This window comes from Rhizobium sophoriradicis, assembly GCF_025200795.1.
GTDB classification, from domain to species: Bacteria; Pseudomonadota; Alphaproteobacteria; order Rhizobiales; family Rhizobiaceae; genus Rhizobium; species Rhizobium sophoriradicis.
On sequence record NZ_CP104152.1, the window covers coordinates 4,076,349 to 4,097,268 of the forward strand.

At 60.8% G+C, this 20,920-nt stretch carries 19 protein-coding genes and 1 pseudogene; 11 read left to right on the forward strand and 9 right to left on the reverse strand.

All coding sequences use genetic code 11. The features are described from left to right. Nucleotides 1–33: 33 nt before the first annotated feature. The 5 genes from rlmH to N2597_RS19965 all read left to right on the forward strand — a co-directional run bounded on the left by rlmH (nucleotide 34) and on the right by N2597_RS19965 (nucleotide 5,239). Nucleotides 34–516: a 23S rRNA (pseudouridine(1915)-N(3))-methyltransferase RlmH gene (rlmH, locus tag N2597_RS19945; protein WP_009990313.1), complete on the forward strand. Its 483-nt coding sequence runs from the start codon at nucleotides 34–36 to the stop codon at nucleotides 514–516. 181 nt (nucleotides 517–697) lie between these two features. Next, nucleotides 698–2,101 carry a murein hydrolase activator EnvC family protein gene (locus N2597_RS19950; RefSeq protein WP_077992384.1) on the forward strand — a complete coding sequence of 468 codons (1,404 nt, stop codon included), beginning with the start codon at nucleotides 698–700 and terminating at the stop codon, nucleotides 2,099–2,101. After that, complete coding sequence (locus N2597_RS19955) at nucleotides 2,091–3,413, forward strand: S41 family peptidase (protein ID WP_003543943.1); 1,323 nt, start codon at nucleotides 2,091–2,093, stop codon at nucleotides 3,411–3,413. Before N2597_RS19950 ends, N2597_RS19955 begins: the two co-directional genes overlap by 11 nt. 77 nt (nucleotides 3,414–3,490) lie before the next feature. Further along, nucleotides 3,491–4,681 (forward strand): divergent polysaccharide deacetylase family protein, encoded by a 1,191-nt coding sequence (locus N2597_RS19960; protein ID WP_183597879.1) that lies wholly within the window; start codon nucleotides 3,491–3,493, stop codon nucleotides 4,679–4,681. Nucleotides 4,682–4,705: 24 nt separating this feature from the next. Continuing rightward, nucleotides 4,706–5,239 (forward strand): RNA pyrophosphohydrolase, encoded by a 534-nt coding sequence (locus tag N2597_RS19965; RefSeq protein WP_183597881.1) that lies wholly within the window; start codon nucleotides 4,706–4,708, stop codon nucleotides 5,237–5,239. Between the two features lie 69 nt (nucleotides 5,240–5,308). Here N2597_RS19965 and bfr read toward each other — a convergent pair whose 3' ends face one another. The 5 genes and pseudogenes from bfr to N2597_RS19990 form a co-directional block, all read right to left on the reverse strand. Then, on the reverse strand, nucleotides 5,309–5,794 hold the full coding sequence (gene bfr, locus N2597_RS19970) for a bacterioferritin (protein WP_009994966.1): 486 nt from the start codon (nucleotides 5,792–5,794) through the stop codon (nucleotides 5,309–5,311). Next, a pseudogene (locus N2597_RS19975) lies at nucleotides 5,760–6,159 on the reverse strand ((2Fe-2S)-binding protein). The gene bfr and the pseudogene N2597_RS19975 overlap by 35 nt, the downstream one beginning before the upstream one ends. Nucleotides 6,160–6,257: 98 nt before the next feature. Beyond that, nucleotides 6,258–9,722 (reverse strand): error-prone DNA polymerase, encoded by a 3,465-nt coding sequence (locus N2597_RS19980; protein ID WP_183597883.1) that lies wholly within the window; start codon nucleotides 9,720–9,722, stop codon nucleotides 6,258–6,260. Beyond that, nucleotides 9,719–11,137 carry a Y-family DNA polymerase gene (locus N2597_RS19985; RefSeq protein ID WP_341356243.1) on the reverse strand — a complete coding sequence of 473 codons (1,419 nt, stop codon included), beginning with the start codon at nucleotides 11,135–11,137 and terminating at the stop codon, nucleotides 9,719–9,721. Before N2597_RS19985 ends, N2597_RS19980 begins: the two co-directional genes overlap by 4 nt. A 40-nt stretch (nucleotides 11,138–11,177) precedes the next feature. Continuing rightward, nucleotides 11,178–12,122, reverse strand: coding sequence for an ImuA family protein (locus N2597_RS19990; protein ID WP_225881422.1), 945 nt, complete (start codon nucleotides 12,120–12,122; stop codon nucleotides 11,178–11,180). A gap of 162 nt (nucleotides 12,123–12,284) precedes the next feature. On the opposite strand from N2597_RS19990, the gene N2597_RS19995 reads away from it, so the two are divergent. Further along, entirely contained in the window at nucleotides 12,285–12,722 is a 438-nt protein-coding gene (locus N2597_RS19995; protein ID WP_008528622.1) for a metallopeptidase family protein, read from the forward strand. Between the two features lie 22 nt (nucleotides 12,723–12,744). Here the strand turns inward: N2597_RS19995 and N2597_RS20000 are convergent, their stop codons facing one another. Then, the gene (locus tag N2597_RS20000) at nucleotides 12,745–12,951 is read right to left on the reverse strand and encodes a DUF1737 domain-containing protein (RefSeq protein ID WP_009996762.1); all 207 of its coding nucleotides are present in this window, start codon (nucleotides 12,949–12,951) and stop codon (nucleotides 12,745–12,747) included. After that, nucleotides 12,951–13,856: an HpcH/HpaI aldolase/citrate lyase family protein gene (locus tag N2597_RS20005; RefSeq protein WP_077992401.1), complete on the reverse strand. Its 906-nt coding sequence runs from the start codon at nucleotides 13,854–13,856 to the stop codon at nucleotides 12,951–12,953. Before N2597_RS20005 ends, N2597_RS20000 begins: the two co-directional genes overlap by 1 nt. A gap of 113 nt (nucleotides 13,857–13,969) precedes the next feature. Here N2597_RS20005 and N2597_RS20010 point away from each other — a divergent pair, with 113 nt between their 5' ends. The 3 genes from N2597_RS20010 to leuD all read left to right on the forward strand — a co-directional run bounded on the left by N2597_RS20010 (nucleotide 13,970) and on the right by leuD (nucleotide 15,474). Then, nucleotides 13,970–14,203: a hypothetical protein gene (locus N2597_RS20010; RefSeq protein ID WP_010028885.1), complete on the forward strand. Its 234-nt coding sequence runs from the start codon at nucleotides 13,970–13,972 to the stop codon at nucleotides 14,201–14,203. Between the two features lie 107 nt (nucleotides 14,204–14,310). Next, a complete protein-coding gene (locus N2597_RS20015) occupies nucleotides 14,311–14,733 on the forward strand; it encodes a VOC family protein (protein WP_009987234.1) in 423 nt (140 codons plus the stop codon). Nucleotides 14,734–14,865: 132 nt separating this feature from the next. Beyond that, on the forward strand, nucleotides 14,866–15,474 hold the full coding sequence (gene leuD, locus N2597_RS20020) for a 3-isopropylmalate dehydratase small subunit (protein WP_038692803.1): 609 nt from the start codon (nucleotides 14,866–14,868) through the stop codon (nucleotides 15,472–15,474). 163 nt (nucleotides 15,475–15,637) lie between these two features. Here leuD and N2597_RS20025 read toward each other — a convergent pair whose 3' ends face one another. Next, nucleotides 15,638–16,570, reverse strand: a complete 933-nt coding sequence (locus N2597_RS20025) for a pyridoxal-phosphate dependent enzyme (protein WP_039622897.1) — start codon at nucleotides 16,568–16,570, stop codon at nucleotides 15,638–15,640. Nucleotides 16,571–16,738: 168 nt separating this feature from the next. Here N2597_RS20025 and leuB point away from each other — a divergent pair, with 168 nt between their 5' ends. Then, the gene (leuB, locus tag N2597_RS20030) at nucleotides 16,739–17,851 is read left to right on the forward strand and encodes a 3-isopropylmalate dehydrogenase (RefSeq protein WP_183597887.1); all 1,113 of its coding nucleotides are present in this window, start codon (nucleotides 16,739–16,741) and stop codon (nucleotides 17,849–17,851) included. Nucleotides 17,852–18,103: 252 nt separating this feature from the next. Next, nucleotides 18,104–18,856 carry a lipid A 1-phosphatase LpxE gene (lpxE, locus tag N2597_RS20035; protein ID WP_179363785.1) on the forward strand — a complete coding sequence of 251 codons (753 nt, stop codon included), beginning with the start codon at nucleotides 18,104–18,106 and terminating at the stop codon, nucleotides 18,854–18,856. A 42-nt stretch (nucleotides 18,857–18,898) separates the two neighbouring features. Here the strand turns inward: lpxE and N2597_RS20040 are convergent, their stop codons facing one another. After that, a complete protein-coding gene (locus tag N2597_RS20040) occupies nucleotides 18,899–20,785 on the reverse strand; it encodes an MFS transporter (RefSeq protein ID WP_077992405.1) in 1,887 nt (628 codons plus the stop codon). Nucleotides 20,786–20,920 lie beyond the last annotated feature (135 nt).

Below are 20,920 nucleotides of genomic sequence, written 5' to 3' on the forward strand. Positions count from 1 at the left end.
CGCCGCGGATGCCTCATAAGCGGGAGCGGGTGAATGCGAGTTGGTCTTTTTGCGGTGGGACGGCTGAAATCCGGCCCCGAAAAGGATCTTGCGGCCCGCTATTTTGATCGTTTCGCCAAGGCCGGCCCTGCGGTCGGCCTCGAACTTGCCCGTATCGCCGAGGTTGCCGAAAGCCGCGCTTCCAATGCGGAGACCCGCAAACGCGAGGAGGCGGCGATGCTGTTGAAATCGCTTGCCGAAGGCAGCGTCCTCATTCTTCTCGACGAACGCGGCAAGGCGCTCGACAGCGAAGCCTTCGCAAATCTGCTCGGCGCCTATCGCGACCAGGGCAAGCGTGAGCTGATGATCGCGATCGGTGGCGCCGACGGCCTCGATCCCGCGCTCTACAATCGGGCCGACGCCACACTCTGCCTGGGCAAAATGACCTGGCCGCACCAGCTCGTCCGCACGCTGATCGCCGAGCAGCTCTATCGCGCCGTCACCATCCTGTCCGGCCATCCCTATCATCGCGTCTGACGTGTTCCACGTGGAACTCAAGCCTTTGACGATGCGTCGCATTGTCACGCAGCCGTGTTTCGCCTGGCCTGCCGTTCGCCTGCGAACTTTCTGGCAAAGCGTGCCAAATCAGCTTAGTCTCCGCGCGATTTGAAAGAGTGCCCCGACACGCATGACGACGACACCAACCAGGCGACACCGCATGATCCTGCCGGCCCTTGCGGCCGGTTTTGGTATCGCCGTCATCGTCGTATCAGGTAACACCTTCACCGTCCGGGCGCAGGAAGCCGCGCCGGAAGCGGCGCAATCTGCAGCGCAGCCGCCCGCAGCCGAGCCGCCGCCACCCGATCCGGCCGCTGAACTTGCCGCCAAACGCGATCAGACCCGCGCCGAGCTCGAAACCCTGGCGAAATCCATCAGTCTTTCCTCGGACAAGGTGAGCGAACTCCAGCAAAGCATCGCCAATCTGGAAAAAAGCACGGAGAGCATCCGCCAGGCGCTGATCGATTCCGCCGCCCGCCGCAAGGGGCTCGAAAAGCAGATCCTCGAAAGCGAGAAGAAGCTGGCCGATCTCGGCGTCAAGCAGGATGGCATCCGCCGTTCGCTGCATGAGCGCCGCGGCCTGCTGGCCGAGGTACTGGCAGCACTTCAGCGCATGGGCCGCAACCCGCCCCCAGCCTTGCTCGTCACTCCCGATGACGCGCTCGCTTCCGTGCGCAGCGCCATCCTTCTCGGCGCCGTCGTGCCCGGCATCCGCAAGGAAACCGACAAGCTCGCGGCAGACCTTGCAAGCCTTGCCGCCCTGCAGACGGCAAGTGCGGCCGAAAAGGCCGGCCTGACGGCGACGATGACCGATGGCATCGAGGAAGAGCGCCGCATGGACCTGCTGCTTGCCGAAAACGACAAGCTCAGCCGCAGCAACGCCGCCGAACTGGCCGCCGAAAGGAAACGTTCGGAGGAGCTGGCGGGCAAGGCGACCAGCCTGGAAGGCCTCGTCGCGTCGATGGAATCCGAGATCGCTTCCGTGCGCGATGCGGCTGCCGCCGCCCGCCAGGCCGAGGAGAACCGCAAGCTCCTGACCGACGAACAGCGGGCTCAGGCGCGGGCTCTGGCCGACAGTGGCGTGCCCGATAAAAACCGCATTGCGCCCGCATATCCCTTCGGAGAATTGAGGGCCAAATTGGAGCTGCCCGTGGCAGGCGACATCCTGCGCCAGTTCGGCGACGCCGACGGCACCGGGCACGAAGCCATGGGAATGACCGTCGCCACCAACCCGGAGACAGTGGTGACGGCGCCTGCAGATGGCTTGGTGGTTTTCGCCGGCGTTTTCCGCAGTTACGGCCAGATGATCATTCTTGATGCGGGCGACGGATATCACCTGGTTCTCTCGGGAATGGATACGATCAATACCCGTCAGGGAAAATTCGTTTTCGCCGGCGAGCCGCTCGCCGTGATGGGGGCGAAAAGAGTGGCAAGCGCAACTGCATTGGCGCTGGAAACGGACCGGCCAACGCTTTACATTGAATTTCGAAAAGACGGTAAACCGGTCGATTCCCGACCGTGGTGGACCGCCAAGGACACTGGAAAGGCACGCAATGATTCGTAGGGCTTCTCTTGTTCTGGTCGGCGCATTGATGGGTGCGACCGCGATGAGCGTCATTTACTCGGCAGGTGTGCCGGCAGAAGCGGCCGGATCCTCTACATATAAGGAACTCTCGGTATTTGGCGATGTCTTCGAACGCGTGCGTGCGCAGTACGTCACGCCGCCGGCCGAAGACAAGCTGATCGAGAATGCCATCAACGGCATGCTTTCCTCGCTCGATCCGCATTCGAGCTATATGAATGCGAAGGACGCCGAGGACATGCGCACCCAGACCAAGGGTGAGTTCGGCGGCCTCGGCATCGAAGTCACGATGGAAGACGAGCTCGTCAAGGTCATCACCCCGATCGACGATACGCCCGCCGCCAAGGCCGGCGTTCTCGCTGGCGACTACATCTCCGAGATCGACGGCCAGTCCGTGCGCGGCCTGAAGCTGGAAGACGCGGTCGAGAAGATGCGTGGCGCCGTCAACACGCCGATCAAGCTGACGCTGATCCGCAAGGGCGCCGACAAGCCGATCGAGCTGACGATCGTCCGTGACGTCGTCGCCGTCCAGGCGGTCAAATCACGCGTCGAGGACGATGTCGGTTACCTCCGCATCATCTCCTTCACCGAGAAGACCTATCCCGACATGGAAAAGGCGATCAAGAAGATCAAGGACACCGTTCCGGCCGACAAGCTGAAGGGCTACGTCCTCGACCTGCGCCTTAATCCGGGCGGCCTGCTCGACCAGGCGATCAATGTCTCTGATGCCCTGCTGCAGCGCGGCGAGGTCGTTTCGACCCGCGGCCGCAATCCCGATGAAACCCGCCGCTTCAATGCCGGCCCGGGCGACCTGACTGACGGCAAGCCGGTCATCGTGCTGATCAACGGCGGTTCGGCCTCCGCATCGGAAATCGTTGCCGGCGCGCTTCAGGATCTGCGCCGCGCCACCGTTCTCGGCACCCGTTCCTTCGGCAAGGGTTCCGTCCAGACGATTATCCCTCTTGGCGAGAACGGCGCGTTGCGCTTGACCACGGCACTCTACTACACACCGTCGGGCCGCTCGATCCAGGGCACCGGCATCACGCCTGACATCAAGGTCGAAGAGCCGCTGCCGGAAGAACTGCAGGGCAAGATGGTGACCGAAGGCGAATCCAGCCTGCGCGGCCACATCAAGGGTCAGAGCGAAACCGATGAAGGTTCGGGCTCCGTTGCCTACGTGCCGCCGGATCCGAAGGATGACGTTCAGTTGAACTACGCGCTCGACCTTCTGCGCGGCAAGAAGACCGATCCGGCCTTCCCGCCGAACCCTGATAAGGCCGTCGTCGCCAAGTAATCGATCGTCGCAAGGCCGGGCACTCGCCCGGCCTTGACCCTTTATGCTGTTTCCCGGTTTTGGAGCGGGCGAGAAAATTGGGAACGGACCTGCATGCGCCTTTGGGGCGCAACCGCAAAACCGCCAGCCGGCGTCCCGGCGTGCTGCGCCTCGGCCGCATTGCTGCCAGTCTCTGCCTTTTCGCGATAGGCGGCTTTTCTCTCTATACCGCCTTTCGGGGCGACGGGCTGGAGCGCGCCAAACCGCCGACGGCCGAACAGGCCGCAACCCAAGCTTCCGGCAAACCGCCGACGGCCGCTGCCGACCAGGCGGCGGACGGAATGCCCCGCGCCGATCCACGCTCGGGCGCCAATGTCGAACAGATGATCACCGGTGATGGCTCCGTCGTCACCAAATACAGTCCCCACCCTCGCGACGGCAGCGGACCGGTGCTGGTCGATGCCATGCAGATCGGCCAGGACCCGCGCATGGCAGCCCAACCCAATGAAGCACTGCTCGAAGACACCGCCTTTGGCAGGCTGCCGATCGTCGGCCCCGACGGCCGGCGGCCGATGGACCAATATGCCCGTCCCTCATCCGGCGCACGTGGCATCCGCATTGCCATCGTCGTCAGCGGCCTTGGCCTCAGCCAGACGGGGACGCAGCGCGCCATCGCCGAATTGCCGGAGGAAATCACCCTCGCCTTTGCCGCAAGCGGCAACAGCCTGCAGCGCTGGATGCAGGAGGCCCGCCGCGGCGGCCACGAGATTCTTCTGCAGGTGCCGCTCGAGCCATTTGATTATCCGGCCAATAATCCCGGTCCGGAGACGCTGCTGACCTCGAAGCCGGTGGCCCGCAACATCGAGAACCTGCACAAGGCGATGGGTGAGATCACCAATTACACCGGCATCATGAACTATCTCGGCGGCCGTTTCCTCTCCGACCCCGCCGCCATGGAACCTGTCATGCGCGATATCGGCAAGCGCGGCCTGCTGTTCCTCGACGACGGCACGTCGGCGCAGTCGAAAACGGCGACGGTCGCCAAAGGCACCGAACTGCCCTATGCCTTTGCCGACCTGCAGCTCGACGGCCAGCTCGATATCAGCGCCATCCTGAAGAAGCTCGACGAGCTCGAACGCATCGCCCGCAAGAATGGCCAGGCGATCGGCATCGCCTCGGCTTTCGATGAAAGTGTCGACGCTATCGCCAAATGGAGCGAGGAAGCATCCATGCGCGGCATCGAGATCGTCGGCGTCGCGGCGCTTTCCAACGACCCGAGAAGCCCCTGAGATAATTCCTGAACGGAGAAGAAGATGAGCCAGGCGACCGTGAAAGCCGAGGATCTGCCCTACCGTCCCTGCGTCGGCGTCATGATCCTGAACCGCGATGGCCTGGTCTGGGCCGGGCGACGGATCCCCGACGGCAGTTCCGAATATGACGGCTCGCCGCAGCTGTGGCAGATGCCCCAGGGTGGCATCGACAAGGGCGAGGATCCCTTGGACGCCGCCTATCGTGAGCTCTACGAGGAAACCGGGATCAGAACGGTGACCTTGCTTGCCGAAGCAAGGGACTGGATCAACTATGATCTGCCGCCGGCGCTGATCGGCATCGGATTGAAAGGGAAATTCCGCGGCCAGACGCAACGCTGGTTCGCCTTCCGCTTCGAGGGCGACGAAAGCGAGATCGCCATCAACCCGCCGCCCGGCGGTCATGATCCGGAATTCGATGCCTGGGAATGGAAGCCGATGCAGGAACTGCCCGGTCTGATCGTTCCGTTCAAGCGCGCCGTCTACGACCAGGTGATCGCCGAGTTCCGGCATCTGGCAGCGCTGCAGTCGGAAGACTGAGCGCCTTTTTGCGCGAAGACGTGTATTGAAGATGCCAGCCGCGCGGAGTGGCCGGCATTTCCGTCCGAATTATTCGGCTTCGTTGGCCGAATCGGCGTTAAGCTGGCCGTATTTGCTCTCGCCGATTTTCTCGAGCAGATCGAGTTGCGTTTCGAGGAAGTCGATATGGCCTTCCTCATCCGCCAGCAGTTCTTCGAAAAGTTTCATGGAAACGTAGTCGCCGGCATCGTGACAGATATCGCGCGACTTCTTGTAGGCCGTGCGGGCGTCATATTCGCCGGCAAGATCGGCTTCCAGCACTTCCTTGACATTCTGGCCGATGCGCAGAGGCGCCAGAGTCTGCAGATTCGGATGGCCTTCGAGGAAGATGATGCGCGCAACAAGCCGATCGGCATGGTGCATTTCTTCGATGGATTCGGCGCGCTCCTTCTTGGCGAGCTTGGTGTAGCCCCAGTCCTCGAGAAGCCGATAATGAACCCAATATTGATTGACCGCGCCGAGCTCGAGGAACAGTGCCTCGTTAAGCCGCTCGATGACCTTTTTGTCGCCTTTCAATGTCCGCTCTCCTGTTTTCCTCATGGAATCGTTTCAAGCGTGACATGAAATCAAATATTTCGGTCTCCGTCGAGTGGCGACGGGCGTGATATTCCTCGGTCGTCTGGATGATGATATCGACCACATTGGGGAAGCAGCCGCAGCAACGGCCGCGTTTTTCCATGGCGTGGTAGACCTTCGCAGGTACGATAAGCTGCCAACAGTCCTCGTCGAGAAGGTTGGTGATAACCTCCCGGATTTCCTTGTCGGTTATATAATTGCAGCTGCAGACAAGCACGTCTTCATTTCCAAACATGACACTGACTATCGTGTTTTTTGCTAAAGAAGATGATGGCTGTCAAGAAAAAATTCGAATCCGATTGCATCGATTGGAAGCGATGGACGAGGGCTGTTGCAGATTGTCTGAAATTTTGCAGCGAGCGCATGATGAAGGTGTGCCCGGTCAGCGGCCGCTTTGACGTGTTCAATGAAAGTTCCGCCCGCGCGGCATGACCTCGGCGGTTTCCGCCGCACCGCCATGGCGTCCCGCCGCACTCATCCGTCTTTCCAATTCCGCCTTCTCCTGCGCAGTCGCAAATTTTCTCTGCCGTGGGTCGACCCCCGGCCTCAGCACCTCGTCCGCGCGCTCACAAGCGCCGAAACGCCGGGCCTCGCGTTGCAGGATGCCAAGCGCCGGCGTCATGTCCTCGATATGCTCGACGACCGTATGGATCACCCCGCTATGGCTTTGCAGCCTGCCGCGGATTTTCACCAGCCGGGCCCCCATGACGACTGCCCTATATTTGTCGAACATCTTGTTCCAGACGATCGCATTGGCAACGCCGGTTTCGTCCTCCAGCGTCATGAAGATCACGCCTTTGGCCGAACCCGGGCGCTGCCGCACCAGCACCAGACCGGCAATCGTCACTCTCTTCCCGTTGGGCACCGTCAGAAGATCGACATTGCGTGTGATGCCCGCCTTTCGCAATTCCTCCCGCAGAAACGAGACGGGATGCGCTTTCAGCGACAGCGAGAGATAACGATAATCCTCGATCACCTGCTCGCCCGGCAGCATATCCGGCAGCACCGCCGCGGGTTCGGGCTGAAGGTCGATATGACGGACCTGTTCGAAAAGAGGCAGCTCTTCGGCCGCACTCTTCACATCCAGTGCCCGCACAGCCCAAAGCGCTTCGCGGCGCGACAGATTGATGGATCGGAATGCATCCGCATCCGCCAGTCGCTCGATGACGGATTTCGGCAGACCGGATCGCAGCCAGAGATCGCGCACCGAACGATATCCTTGCCCTCGATTGTCGACAAGCCGTTTCATATCGTCTGACGAGAGACCTTTGATCTGCCGGAAACCCAGCCGCACCGCATGCCGGGTCTTGATGATCCCCCGCATCTGCCCATGCCGGAAATCGACAGCCTTTCGGTCGAAGGCAGCCTCTTCCAAAGTACAATCCCAGTCGGATTCATTGATGTCGACCGCTAGGATCCTTACCCCATGTTCGCGTGCATCCCGCACCAGCTGAGCCGGCGCGTAAAACCCCATCGGCTGGGAATTCAGCATCGCCGCGCAGAAGACATCGGGATAATAGGCCTTGAGCCATGAAGAGGCATAGACGAGCAGCGCAAAGGATGCGGCATGGCTTTCCGGAAAGCCATATTCACCGAAACCTTTGATCTGATTGAAACATTGCTTTGCGAACTCGGGATCGTAATTCTTTGCGACCATTCCCTCGATGAAGCGCTTCTCGAAATCGCCGATCGTACCGGTCCGCTTGAATGTCGCCATCGCTCTGCGAAGCTTGTCGGCCTCTGCCGGCCTGAAGCCTGCAGCGGTGATTGCGATCTGCATCGCCTGCTCCTGAAAGAGGGGGACGCCGAGGGTTCTTTCGAGGACCGCTTCCAGCTCCTTGCTTGGATATTTCACGGGAATGTTCCTGGCCCGCTGCTCCCGGCGTTTCAGATAGGGATGGACCATATCGCCCTGGATCGGTCCTGGCCGAACGATCGCCACCTCGATAACGAGGTCGTAGAATATCTTCGGCTTCAGGCGCGGCAGCATGCTCATCTGCGCCCGGCTCTCGATCTGGAAGACGCCAAGCGTATCGGCCCGGCCCATCATCTCATAGACCGGCTTGCCCTCGTCCCCATGCTCCCTGTTGCCGAGGTCTGCGAGCGTCTTCTTGACATCATAATGCAGTTCAAGCAGCGAGAAGGCCTTCCGCAGACAGGTCAGCATGCCGAGCGCCAGCACATCCACCTTGAGGATCTTGACGTTGTCGAGATCGTCCTTATCCCATTCGATCATGTAGCGATCCGGCATCGCCGTCTTCATGATCGGCACGACCTCGTCGAGTCGGTCCCGCGTGATGACGAAGCCGCCGACATGCTGGGTGAGGTGGCGCGGAAAGCCGAGAAGCTCGGAGGCATATTGCAGCACGTTCTGGGTCAGTGGATCCTTGACGTCGAGACCGGCCGCCTTGGCATCCCGATCGGAGAGATTGTCCTCCGACCAACCCCAGACGAGGCTGCTGATCGCCGACTGAACATCCTCCGACAGGCCGAAGGCCTTGGCGACCTCGCGGCCGGCCGAACGGGTGCGGTAGGTGGTCACTCCCGCCGTCAGCCCGGCATGTTCGATGCCATATCGTCCGTAGATGAACTGGATGACTTCCTCACGCCGGTCATGCTCGAAATCGACGTCGATATCCGGCGGCTCGTCCCGGTCCATCGAAATGAAACGGTCGAAGAGCAGCGTGCTCTTCTGAGGGTCAACTTCCGTTATTTCAAGGCAATAGCAGATGACCGAATTCGCCGCCGATCCGCGTCCCTGGCACAAAACCTTGAGGTCATAACGGGCGTGCTGGATGATCCTGTGAACCGTCAGGAAGTAGGAGGCGTAGTTCTTATCGCCGATGAGTTTCAGTTCATAATCGATCTGCTGCGCCACCTTGGGTGGGACACCCTCGGGATAGCGCCTTGCGGCTCCCGCCCTCGTCAGTCTCTCGAGGGTCTGCTGCGGCGTTTCGCCGGGATCGTTTTCAGGCGGGTAATTGTGCTGCAGTTCCTTCAGCGAAAAGGTCAGTTTGCTGAAAAAGACCTGCGTATTTTCGACCGCATCGGGATAGTCCCCGAAGATCCGGGCCATTTCACGTGAGTCCTTGAGGTAGCGCTCGGCATTCGGCGCCAGCAGGAATCCGGCTTGTGATATCTGCACATGCTCCCGGATCGCGATCACGACATCTGAAAGCGGCCGGCGTTCAGGATGATGGTAAAGCGGCTGGTTGGTCGCAATCAACGGCACGCGATTTCGGGCGGCAAGCATGGCAAGCACCGCAAACACCTGCCTGTCGCGACCGTCATAGGCCGGCGCCAGCACCATAAAAAAAGCCTTGCGGAAACGTCTGCGAAACCGTTCCAGATAATCCTCCAGCGCAGTCTGGCCCGCCTGGCTCTCGACAAGGGTACGATCGGCAACGAGGGCAAGCATCATCTCGTCCCCCCATTCCATGAGCTCCGCTTCGGTCAGGATGCAGGTTCCCTTGACCGCTTCCTCCTTCAGATTGCCAGCGCTGAGAAGGCGGCAGAGGTTTGCCCAGCCCCGCCGATTGCATGGGTAGGCGAGGATATCAGGCGTGTCGTCGGAAAAGACGAGACGGGCGCCCGGCTGTATCCGGATTGGATGGAAAATCCTTTCCTTTTTCCCGTTCTCCTCCGCTTGGGCCATGATCGCATCTCTGTTCTTGTATCTCTCCTCAAGCTGTTCCGCCTGGGCATGCGCACGCACGACGCCGGCAACCGAATTCCGGTCGGCAATTCCAAGACCGCCGAGCCGGAGATGAGCAGCCTGCAAGACCATCTCTTCCGGACTGGAGGCGCCTTCGAGGAACGAGAAATTCGTCCTCGCGCCGATCTCGAAAAATGCGCGCCCGCTCTTCATGCAAACACACCGTGCATGAACCAGCGGGGATCGAGTTCCCGGCCATAGAAACCTCGACGATAGATCCAGAAACGATGGCCGCTCTCGTCCTCGATGCGAAAATAATCGCGCGCCTCCGCGTCACTTCCGTCGATCCACCATTCCATGGCAATCCGCTCCGGACCTTCGCTTTTTGCCACTTGATGCTGCATACGCCGCCAGCGAAAGATTTGCGGCGGACCATCGGGCACTTCGGCGAGTACGGTCTCGACCGGCTCCGGCGTTGCAAAAAGCCGCAACGGGCGCTCTTGGCGGAAAGGAAGAGAAGCCTTCTGCTCGGCTTTCCCACGTCTTGAAAGATTGTCCATCGTCGGAACCGCGATGACGGCGCGTTCCGGCACATGGCTCTCGCGGAGTTGGAAACTTTGCAGACAATCCTCACCCAGCCGAGCGGAGACACGGTCGACGAAAGCCGAAAGGGAGATTTCTCCCTGACAATCGCCCTCGAAGTCAGCCTGCGCTTCGTTGAAGGGATCATGCCGCAACACATTCAGCCGCACGATCTCGAAACCATAACCGGCATCGAGATCGTCATAGACCGCCTGCAGGCGCTCGGAAAAAAGCCCGGCGATAAATTTCGGTTCGCGAAGCGGTTGCGAAGCGCCGACAGAAATACGGAAGACCCTGCCGTCGACGCGGAAGAGCACCAATTCGAACACCCGCCCGCCGGCGCCTCGTGCCTCCAGCGACGGCTGCAGCGACACGGCGACCTGCCTGGTGACGGCAAGGATCTGTTCTTCAGTTCCGATTGGCTCGATCAGGCGGCTTTCGGCCGAAAGGCTGGCGACCGGACGACGGGGCGAAACCGCTTCCTCTTCATGTCCCAGCGCCTGGTCGAGACGCAGCAGCAATTCCGGCCCGAACCGGCGGGTCAGCGGTGCCCGCGGCGCATTGATGATGTCGCCGATATATTTCAGACCGAGCTTCTTCAGCGCATCGACGGTTTGCCCCTGCAGCCGCAAAGCTGCGATCGGCAAGGACATCAGCACTTGCTCCGTCTCCTCATCCTCGATCACGTCGCTTTGCCCGAAACGCGACACCGCCCAGGAAAGACCCGGCGACGATGAGATCGCGCCGCGCGCATCGATCCCCATGTGAAACAGCCGCGACAGAACATCCTTGAGAAGCGCCTTTTCGCCGCCGAAAAGATGTGTGCAGCCGGTAATGTCGAGAAACAGGCCGTCCCTGCCGTCGAACGCCACCAAAGGCGTATACCGGTCGCACCAGTCGGCAATTGCCTCCAGCAGCCGGCGGTCGGCCGCCGGATCCTCTTCCACCACATCGAGCGTCGGATACATGGCGCGCGCTTCGGCCACGCCCTGTTCCTTCTTCAGCCCCAGCCGCTCGGCCAATTCGTCCAGTGCCGTCAACCGCATGGCATTGTTGAGCTTGCCCGAACAGACGATGGACGGCGCCTCAGGACGCCCTTTCGAACGCCAGGAGGGCCCCCATCGCCTGCGGGCGATACGATCGGTTGGCAGATGCGGGAAGCTGAGCGCCAGAATGCGCTGACTGTTCGCCTGGAGGACGAAGGAGGTTTGGTTCGGAGACAGGGAAAAATTCGTGTTCATGGGGGTTCCACTCCAGGAGAAAGGAGAGCGGGGCCGGATTGCGGCTCTTCTCCAGCGTGAGACGGAAAACCGGATTGCCGATACTGCCGGCAAGCTTCGATCCATCCGGCAACGGCCGCAGACCAGACGGTGCCGGTTCGACATGCAGGCGCAAGGCCGCACTGCTGGCCTCCTCCGCTCCTGCCTGCCGCAGAAGAAGGAGCGGACGACGGGCAGCATGCGTCCTGAGACTGAGCCTGCGGCTTTCGGTCAGGCCGAAATGCGCAGGATTGCCCCGCACTTCGAGGATGACGGCCGAGAAGGCAGCGCTTTCCACCGCCGCCTCCGCGAGCCAGAGCGCTTCGTCCAGCTTGCGCGGCGCGGCATGGAGAAATCGCTCCGGATATAACCCGAAATCCCGAAGCCCGGGAGCATAGGGACGGCCGGCCTCCAGCGTGCCGACGGCATCGCCGATCCAGAGCAACGGCATAAGCCTGCCGGCATCTGATTCCTGTTTCTGCAGCCGCGCGACAACAGCCATCGCCAGCCCACTTGCCGCGCCCGCATCGCGAGACAGCGCGGAGCGGAATTCGGTAATCCCATCGAGGGGCAGGCCGCCTTCCAGCGCCCGATCGACAAACTCCACCCCAAACGGCAAGGGGGGCAGAATGCGCTCCTGGCCCGTCTTGCGTCCTTGCGCCAAGGCTTCCTGCTCCGCGGCCGCAAGCGCCGGCGCGGGCTTTCCCTCCAACTTAGCGATGGTTTCGCGGAGCGCAAAAAGCCGCTCGCGCGCCAGGGCGTTCTGCGCCATGGCGTTTCTCCGATCCGTCTTGTTCCTGTTATGTTCTTATGGATTCCAGAGAGCGGAAGAAGAGTCAACAACCATTTTCTATGAATTTATTCCTGCCTTTGATTCCGCACTCGAAAATCGGCGATAAAGGTTCTATATGGGCCCGCAAAGGAAGGAATATTCATGGCCCGCATAGACCAGAGCGATGATTGGCGGGACCGCCATGCGCCGACGATCAGCACTTTCGAGTCGCTGGCCATGGAGGCCTATAGCCATCTGCCCGATGAATTCCGTCAGCTGACGACCAACCTCACGATCGAGATCGAGGATTTCCCCGATGACGACGTTTTCGAGGACATGGCGCTGGAAACCCCTTTCGACCTGCTCGGCCTTTTCGAGGGCAGGGGCATTTCCGAACGTTTCACGGTGGAAACCGGCGAGATGCCAAACCGCATCCGCCTCTACCGGCGCCCCATTCTCGATTACTGGGCGGAGAATGACGAGACGCTCGGCGATATCATCACCCATGTCCTGATCCACGAGATCGGCCACCATTTCGGGCTGAGCGACGATGATATGGAGCGGATCGAGGCCAGCGCCGAGGAAGCCGCGGAGCGTTAGGCGTCTATCCTGGAATTAAGTCTTACTGTTCGGAGAGTTTCATCTCCGGATCGTAATCCTTGCCTTCGACGGTCTTGACGACGGCCTGGCCGCACTGCATCGCGCCGGTTGCGGCATTGAAGGCATAGGTCGGCGAACCCTCCAGCGACCAGCCCTTGTTGAGGGCGGCGGTGACCTTGTGGCAGAACGAGGCGTCGTCGGGACCGGTCAGGAAGCGGTAGAGTTTCATCAGGCGGGCTTTCTTGCAGATATCAGGCGAGCTTTATGAACCAGAGCCTCGGCCTGGACAAGATGCAGCCGTTCGATCATTCGCCCATTGGCGTTGATGACATTGAGGCCCCTGGCGTCAGGATCGGCAAAAGCTGATATGACCGCCTCGGCTTCCGCAATCTCCTCCGCACTCGGCCCGAAATGCCGGTTGGCGGGCTCGATCTGCGAGGGATGGATCAGCATCTTGCCGGCAAAACCCATGGCGCGGCCCTGGCCGCATTCGGCGTCGAAGCCTTCGGCATCCTTGAAATCATTGAAGACGCTGTCGATCGCATCGAGCCCATAGGCCCTGACCGCAAGGACGACCTGCATCAGCCACGGCACGAGATAGCTCCGTCCCGGCTGGGGAAGCACGCCCGTTTCCTTGCGCAGGTCATTAAGCCCGACGACGAGACAATCGAGCCTTGCACCCGGCGTGCGGCCGGCTCCGGCGATCGCTCCGACATTCAGCACGCCGCGCGGTGTCTCGATCATCGCCCAGATGCGCAGCGCCTCCGGCGCCTCCGCATCGGCAAGCAGATCGCTGATGTCAGTCACATCGCCAGGTTCGTCCACCTTCGGCAGGAGAACGGCGTCGGGCAAAAGCGCCTTGACCAGATCGAGATCCGCCGCCCCGAATTCGGATGACAAAGAATTGATGCGGATGATCCTCTCCTTGCCCTCAAGCGGCGGCCCGGCAAAAAAGCCGCGTAGATTTTCCCGCGCCTGCCCCTTCTTCTCGGGCGAGACGGAATCCTCCAGGTCGAAAATAACCGCATCGCAATCAAGGGAATGGCTCTTTTCAAGCGCCCGGAGATTGATGGCGGGCACGCTCAGCACCGAGCGGCGCAGATGCAGGGAACGGAGAGGTATGGTTCGGCTCATCACTCATTAGTGCCAAGCTTCGCAAAGCCCGGCAAGACAACAAAAAGCCATGCTTGCCTTGCAGAGAGAAAAAAGAAGGACCACATTCCTTTCTGTAGAAAGGTATCAAACCCATGCAGAACATTCGCTCCATCTTCTTCATGCTTGCCGGCGCCACCGTTTTTGTCGCCATGCTGCTTCTCACCTTTTCGGTGACGCTTGCCGTCGGCGGCATCCTGACCGTGCTCATGGTCGGCCGCGCCCTTTCGATGAAGATGAAGCCCGCTCCGGTCCGCGCCAAGGCAAATAATGGCCAACGCGAAATGCGCATCTGGAATGACGGCCGCGGCACGATCATCGACCTCTGAACTGCTTTCCAGAAAAAACTGACCGACACTGTCGGATCATGCTTCCATGATACGTCTTTGAAGCAGCCAGGCATTCCGCCGGCGCTCAGAAACGATGGAGGACGAGCATGGATACGACGACGGAAAACAATCCGGTTAAAATGCCGCCGGTCAAGAATGGCCTGCTGCCCTATCTGACGGTCGATGGCGCGGTGAAGGCCGCGGAATTCTACATGAAGGCCTTCGGCGCCGAGGAGGCCCATAGGGTGCCGGTCGACGAGAGCGGCCGGACGATGCATATTCATCTCTATATCAACGGCAGCTCCCTCATGCTGGCCGATGCCTATCCCGAATACGGCCATCCCTTCAAAGGTCATGAAGGCTTCGCCATCCAGCTGGTCATCGACGATATCGATTTCTGGTGGGAGCGCGCGGTTGCGGCCGGCGCCGAGGTCGTCATGCCTATCGAACTGATGTTCTGGGGCGACCGCTACGGCCAGCTTCGCGATCCGTTCGGCGTCCTCTGGGGCCTGAACGCCCCGACCAAGTAAGAACGCGCGCACCCTGACGGCCGCGCGAAACGCCGCGTGGCCGCCACTTTCGAAAGATTCTCCTTCATTTCGGCGAAAAACTGGACTAGATGCAAATTCAGGAAAGTACGTTTGCTGAAATGGAGCATGGTCATGGATAAATTCGTCAAGCTGACGGGCGTTGCAGCGCCCTTGCCGGTCGTCAACATCGACACCGACATGATCATTCCGAAGGACTATCTGAAGACCATCAAGCGCACCGGTCTCGGCACCGGCCTCTTCGCCGAGGCCCGTTACAACGAAGACGGTTCCGAAAATCCCGATTTTGTCCTGAACAAGCCGGCCTATCGCGATGCCAAGATCCTGGTCGCCGGTGACAATTTCGGCTGCGGTTCCTCGCGCGAACACGCTCCCTGGGCGCTGCTCGATTTCGGCATCCGCTGCGTGATCTCCACCAGCTTCGCCGACATTTTCTACAATAACTGCTTCAAGAACGGCATCCTGCCGATCAAGGTCAGCCAGGAAAACCTCGATAAGTTGATGGACGACGCCTCGCGCGGCTCCAACGCCATCCTGACCGTCGACCTGGAAAACCTCGAAATCACCGGCCCCGACGGCGGTTCGATCAAATTCGATCTCGACGAGTTCAAGCGCCACTGCCTGCTGAACGGCCTCGACGATATCGGCCTGACGCTGGAAAAGGGCAAGGCGATCGACGAATTCGAAAAGAAGAACGCTTCTGCCCATCCCTGGGCCGCTTAAAGCCCGAACGAATGACGATCGATCAAGCCGGGCCTTTGCCCGGCTTTTTCTTTTCTAAAGCATGCCGCGCAACTGTGCAGCGGTTTTGCGGCAACGACATGCTTCAACAAAGAACTTTAAGCGCAAGGAGGCGAATCCGAAAGAACGCGACGCGCTTTAGAGATCAGAGAAACCGCTCTTTCCAGAGCCTCAGCTTTTCCAGCGACACGCCGATGCCGCCGCAGACTTCGATTAGTGGATTGTCGAAGCGCGCCAGCAGCCCGGCATGGACATCGGCAACGGCAAGGGCGGCACCGCAGGCCGGCTCGACCAGGATGCGCCGCGCATCGGCAAATTTCAGGCAGGCGGCAACGGCATCGGCATCGCTGACGAGAACGCTTTCGATCGGATGCTGTTTCGGCAGGTCGAAGACATGCTGGGCGACCTGCCGCGCGCCGAGCGATGTGGCGATCGAGGTGATGGCAGGCAGGATAATGCGCTCATTTGCCTTGAGGCTTTCATGCAGCGAAGCCGCCCCTTCGGTTTCCACGGCAATCACAGGCACGTCGGGAAGCCCGTTTCGCTTCAGCCCCTCCACAATGCCGGCAAGCAGCCCGCCGCCGCCGACGCTGGTGACGACGCAGTCAAATTTTGCGCCCTTCGCCACCACTTCGTCGACCAGCGTCGCATGGCCATCCCACAAAAGCGGATGGTCGAAAGGATGCACATAACTCGCCTTGCGGCTCCGGGCGCGTTCGACCGCGTGGGCATTGGCCTCGTCGAAAACGGCTCCGTGCACGAGGACACTGGCGCCGGTTGCCGCAATCGTCTGCCGGACGTCGGCCGCCGTCGTCTCCGGCACGACGATCGTGACCGGCACGCCGAGCGCGCGGCCGGCATAGGCTGCGGCAATACCGGCATTGCCGCCGGAAGCACAGAAGATCTCGCGCGCGCCATTTTCCACCTCGTGCTGGCAAAGCCGGCCGACGCCGCGTAGCTTGAAGCTACCGGAGGGCTGCAGTGCGTCGAGCTTCAGCCAGAGCGGCTTGCCGCTGGCGCTGAAATCAGCGGCTGTTCGAGCCAGCGGCGTATCGAGATGGAGAGGCGCTGAAGGCATGGAAACATTCCGGAAATATCTGCTGGAGCCTTCCGTTCTATTCCAGTTGGAGGCGTCGGAGCAACTATCGGCGCTGAGAGCGAAGCGTACCGATTTACCCTTTCTCTCGCTTGAAATGCCCATTTCCGGGGTCTAAGAAGCCGCAGCTTGTTTTTCCAGGAGGGCTCCATGACAGCGCGCAATCTTTTCCTGCTGCCGGGTGACGGCATCGGTCCCGAGGCCATGGGCGAGGTCCGCAAGATCATCGCCTATATGAACGAGGCAATGAATGCCGGTTTCGTCACCGACGAAGGCCTTGTCGGCGGCTCCGCCTATGATGCCCATGGCGCGGCGATCTCGGAAGACGACATGCAGAAGGCGCTTGCCGCCGATGCCGTTCTGTTCGGCGCCGTTGGCGGCCCGAAATGGGATAGCGTGCCCTATGAAGTGCGCCCGGAAGCCGGCCTGCTTCGCCTGCGCAAGGATCTGCAGCTTTTCGCCAACCTGCGTCCCGCCATCTGCTATCCGGCCCTTGCCTCGGCCTCCTCGCTGAAGCCGGAACTGGTCGAAGGCCTCGATATCCTGATCATCCGCGAGCTGACCGGCGGCGTCTATTTCGGCGAGCCGAAGGAAATCATCGATCTCGGCAATGGCCAGAAGCGCGGCATCGACACGCAGGTCTACGATACCTACGAGATCGAACGCATCGCCGGCGTCGCCTTCGAAATGGCCCGTACGCGTCAGAACCGCGTCTGCTCCATGGAAAAGCGCAACGTCATGAAGTCGGGCGTGCTCTGGAACCAGGTGGTCACCGAGACGCACAAGGCGAAATATTCCGACGTTCAGCTCGAACATATGCTCGCCGATGCCGGCGGCATGCAGCTGGTGCGCCAGCCGAAGCAGTTCGACGTCATCGTCACCGACAATCTCTTCGGCGACATGCTCTCCGACGTCGCTGCCATGCTGACCGGCTCGCTCGGCATGCTGCCCTCGGCCTCGCTCGGCGCGCCGGACGGCAAGACCGGCAAGCGCAAGGCGCTCTACGAGCCGGTGCACGGCTCTGCCCCTGATATCACCGGCAAGGGCATCGCCAACCCGATCGCCATGATCGCCTCCTTCGCCATGTGCCTGCGTTACTCCTTCAACATGGTGAAGGAGGCCGACGATCTGGAAAAGGCGATTGCCAACGTGCTCGACAAGGGCATCCGCACCGGCGACATCATGGCCAATGGCGCAAGGCAGGTCGGCACCGTCGAGATGGGCGATGCGATCCTTGCCGAGTTCAAGGCGCTTTCCGCCTGATATATTTCACGTGAAACAGTTTCCCGCCCTTCGCATTACGCATGCGGAGGGCTTTTTTCATGGATGAACAATCCGCGGTTCAGTCGAATTAGCCAAAAAGGGCTATCCTTGGCCATAATCTCGTGTATTTTTGCGCCGGATTTCACGAGCGCATACTCAGCCGTCGTATGAATTTCCGGTTTATGCGCCACAAAGTGATAGAGCGCCTGTCGGACGCGCCGCGCTCGAAGGCTATTTTGAACGGACGACTAAATGCGGGCATTTTGGACTTCCCTGGACAGGCGCTGGCGCCGGAGCGACGCTGCCATGCCGCCTTTGCGCTGGCAGGCCTGCCTCTTCATCACGATCAACGCCGTGATCCTTTCCATGCTGCTCTTCGATGCGCCGATAGGCGCCAGCGAGCCTCCTGAATCGGTGAAGCAGCTTGGCGAGCTCCTGACCGGTTTCGGCGATTCCGCCTGGCTAATCATTACCAGTATCCTGCTCTTCTTCCAGGGCAGGGCGGGCTACAAGCTCTTGAAGACGGCGCGAGCCAGGGCGCAGGCACTCTATGTCAGCTGGATCGGCGCCTATCTCTTCACCACGGTCGTTTTCTCAGGGCTCCTCGCCAATCTTTTGAAGCGGGCGATCGGAAGGGCCCGTCCCGATCACTTCCACGACTACGGCATGTTTTCTTTCACGCCCTTTTCGGGCCATTCCGCTTTCGAAAGCTTTCCCTCCGGCCATTCCACCACGGTCGGCGCCTTCTTTGCGGCCTTCGCGCTTCTGTTTCCGCGCTACCGCGTTGCCTTCATAGCCTGCGCCATCTGGCTCGGCATGACGCGTGTCATGGTCGGCGCCCATTATCCGAGCGATGTCATCGCCGGCCTTGCCTTCGGCGCCTGGTTCTCGTTGTTGATGGCGATCGTCTTTGCCCGCTGCGGGTTGCTCTTCAAGTTGGCGCCGGATGGCTGGCCGCTCGCCAAGCGCCTTTTTCCTGATATGGAAAAGCCCGGCGCCTTGTGAGCGCCGGGCCGTTTCTCGAGCTTCTCGGACGCGAGCGCGTCATCAATCCATCGCGTGGATATCCCTGTTCTTCGTTTCCGGCAGGAAGATCAGGCCGATCACCAGGGTGATCGCCGCAAAGACGATCGGATACCAGAGACCGTAGTAGATATCGCCCGCAGCAGCGCTCATCGCGAAGGCCGTTGCCGGCAGCAAGCCGCCGAACCAGCCGTTGCCGATGTGATAAGGCAGCGACATGCCGGTATAGCGGATGCGGGTCGGGAAGAGCTCAACCAGAAGTGCGGCGATCGGGCCGTAGACCATCGTCACATAGAGGACGAGGACGAACAGGATCGCAACCGTGCCGACCCAGTTGACGCGGGCAGGATCGGCGGTCATGGCGAAATTGCCGCCATTGGCGATGGTATAAACCGCCATGTCGGTGACGCCATTGGCCTCATCCGCCGTCAGCAGCTTGCCTTCGACCAGCTTGGCCGCCGGCATGGTTTCCTTGGCGCCGGCGCGGATAGCTTCGGCATTGAGCGCCAGTTCCGGATTGGCGGCGATGAAGGCATCGAGCTTGGCATCCGGCACCTTGGCGACACCGCGTTTCAGCGGATAGCCGGCATCGTGAAGCGCGATGTTGACGCTCTTTTCGAAGGCGGCAGTCATGCCCTTCGCCTTGTCGCCGGCGGCAGCGGCGTCAAAGCTCGGAACCGTCGCGTTACCAACCTTCACCGTCGCCGGCTGCCCGGCAGGGCCTGCCACGACGTCATAAGGCACCGAGTTCTTCGTCAGGAACGCCGTCGCCACGTCGCAGGAGCTGGTGAATTTCGCCGTGCCCGTCGGGTTGAACTGGAACTTGCAGTCCGCCGGGTCGGCCGTGACCGTCGCGCGGATCGAGGCCTGCGCTTCGGCAAGTGCCGGGTTTGCTGTCCAGGTCATCGCCTTGAATAGCGGATTATAGGTCACCGCGGCGATGAGAAGACCGGCCATGATGATCGGCTTGCGGCCAATCTTGTCCGAGAGCGCGCCGAAGATGACGAAGAACGGCGTTCCAAGCAGAAGCGAGATCGCAACCATGATGTTGGCCGATTGCAGATCCACCTTCAGCACGTTCTGCAGGAAGAACAGTGCATAGAACTGACCGCCGTACCAGACGACCGCCTGGCCCATGGTGGCACCGAGAAGCGCGATGATCGCGATCTTGGCGTTGCGCCATTGGCCGAAAGCTTCGGTCAGAGGCGCCTTGGAGCCTTTGCCTTCCGCCTTCATGCGCTGGAATGCGGGCGACTCGTTCATCTTCAGACGAATCCAGACGGAAATGCCGAGCAGGACGACTGAGACCAGGAACGGAATGCGCCAGCCCCAGGCGGCGAATTGAACCGGACCCATGATGGACTGAACCAGAATGATGACGATCAGCGACAGGAACAGGCCGAGCGTTGCCGTCGTCTGGATCCACGAGGTGAAATAGCCGCGGCGCCCGTTCGGCGCATGTTCGGCGACATAGGTTGCCGCACCGCCATATTCACCGCCAAGCGCCAATCCCTGCAGCAGGCGCAGGCCGATCAGGATGATCGGAGCTGCGATGCCGATCGTGGCCGCACCCGGCAGGATGCCGACGAGGAAGGTCGACAGACCCATGATCATGATCGTCACGAGGAAGGTGTATTTGCGGCCGACGAGATCGCCGAGACGGCCGAATACCAGCGCGCCGAAGGGACGCACCAGGAAGCCGGCGGCAAAGGCGAGTAGCGTGAAGATGTTGCGCGTCGCCTCGGGATATTGGGTGAAGTAGGTCGCGCCGATATAGGTGGCGAGCGAGCCGTAAAGATAGAAATCATACCATTCGAAAACGGTGCCGAGCGAAGAAGCGAAGATGACCTTCTTCTCCTCGCCCGTCATCGGACCGGCCTTCGCGCCGTCGATGCTTGCGACATTTGCCATTGTCTGTCCTCCACAGAGTGATGAGCAACGCGCGCGGCCTACTCTCCTCAAGCATACCCCTGGCCGCGACACGCCTGACGGGAGTGTGCCAGAAACGGCGGATCAAAAAGAGGGATGCTTTGGGATTATGACTTT

Bases quoted from the DNA above. Each gene is read 5' to 3' on its own strand.
- leuB (WP_183597887.1), top strand. From the start codon at position 16,739: ATGACAGCGCGCAATCTTTTCCTGCTGCCGGGTGACGGCATCGGTCCC.
- N2597_RS20005 (WP_077992401.1), bottom strand. From the start codon at position 13,856: ATGAGCCGAACCATACCTCTCCGTTCCCTGCATCTGCGCCGCTCGGTG.
- N2597_RS19965 (WP_183597881.1), top strand. From the start codon at position 4,706: ATGAGCCAGGCGACCGTGAAAGCCGAGGATCTGCCCTACCGTCCCTGC.
- N2597_RS19985 (WP_341356243.1), bottom strand. From the start codon at position 11,137: ATGCGGTTGACGGCACTGGACGAATTGGCCGAGCGGCTGGGGCTGAAG.
- N2597_RS20025 (WP_039622897.1), bottom strand. From the start codon at position 16,570: ATGCCTTCAGCGCCTCTCCATCTCGATACGCCGCTGGCTCGAACAGCC.
- lpxE (WP_179363785.1), top strand. From the start codon at position 18,104: ATGCGGGCATTTTGGACTTCCCTGGACAGGCGCTGGCGCCGGAGCGAC.
- N2597_RS20015 (WP_009987234.1), top strand. From the start codon at position 14,311: ATGGATACGACGACGGAAAACAATCCGGTTAAAATGCCGCCGGTCAAG.
- leuD (WP_038692803.1), top strand. From the start codon at position 14,866: ATGGATAAATTCGTCAAGCTGACGGGCGTTGCAGCGCCCTTGCCGGTC.
- N2597_RS19955 (WP_003543943.1), top strand. From the start codon at position 2,091: ATGATTCGTAGGGCTTCTCTTGTTCTGGTCGGCGCATTGATGGGTGCG.
- N2597_RS19990 (WP_225881422.1), bottom strand. From the start codon at position 12,122: ATGGCGCAGAACGCCCTGGCGCGCGAGCGGCTTTTTGCGCTCCGCGAA.
- N2597_RS19995 (WP_008528622.1), top strand. From the start codon at position 12,285: ATGGCCCGCATAGACCAGAGCGATGATTGGCGGGACCGCCATGCGCCG.
- rlmH (WP_009990313.1), top strand. From the start codon at position 34: ATGCGAGTTGGTCTTTTTGCGGTGGGACGGCTGAAATCCGGCCCCGAA.
- N2597_RS20010 (WP_010028885.1), top strand. From the start codon at position 13,970: ATGCAGAACATTCGCTCCATCTTCTTCATGCTTGCCGGCGCCACCGTT.
- N2597_RS19980 (WP_183597883.1), bottom strand. From the start codon at position 9,722: ATGAAGAGCGGGCGCGCATTTTTCGAGATCGGCGCGAGGACGAATTTC.
- N2597_RS20000 (WP_009996762.1), bottom strand. From the start codon at position 12,951: ATGAAACTCTACCGCTTCCTGACCGGTCCCGACGACGCCTCGTTCTGC.
- N2597_RS20040 (WP_077992405.1), bottom strand. From the start codon at position 20,785: ATGGCAAATGTCGCAAGCATCGACGGCGCGAAGGCCGGTCCGATGACG.
- N2597_RS19950 (WP_077992384.1), top strand. From the start codon at position 698: ATGATCCTGCCGGCCCTTGCGGCCGGTTTTGGTATCGCCGTCATCGTC.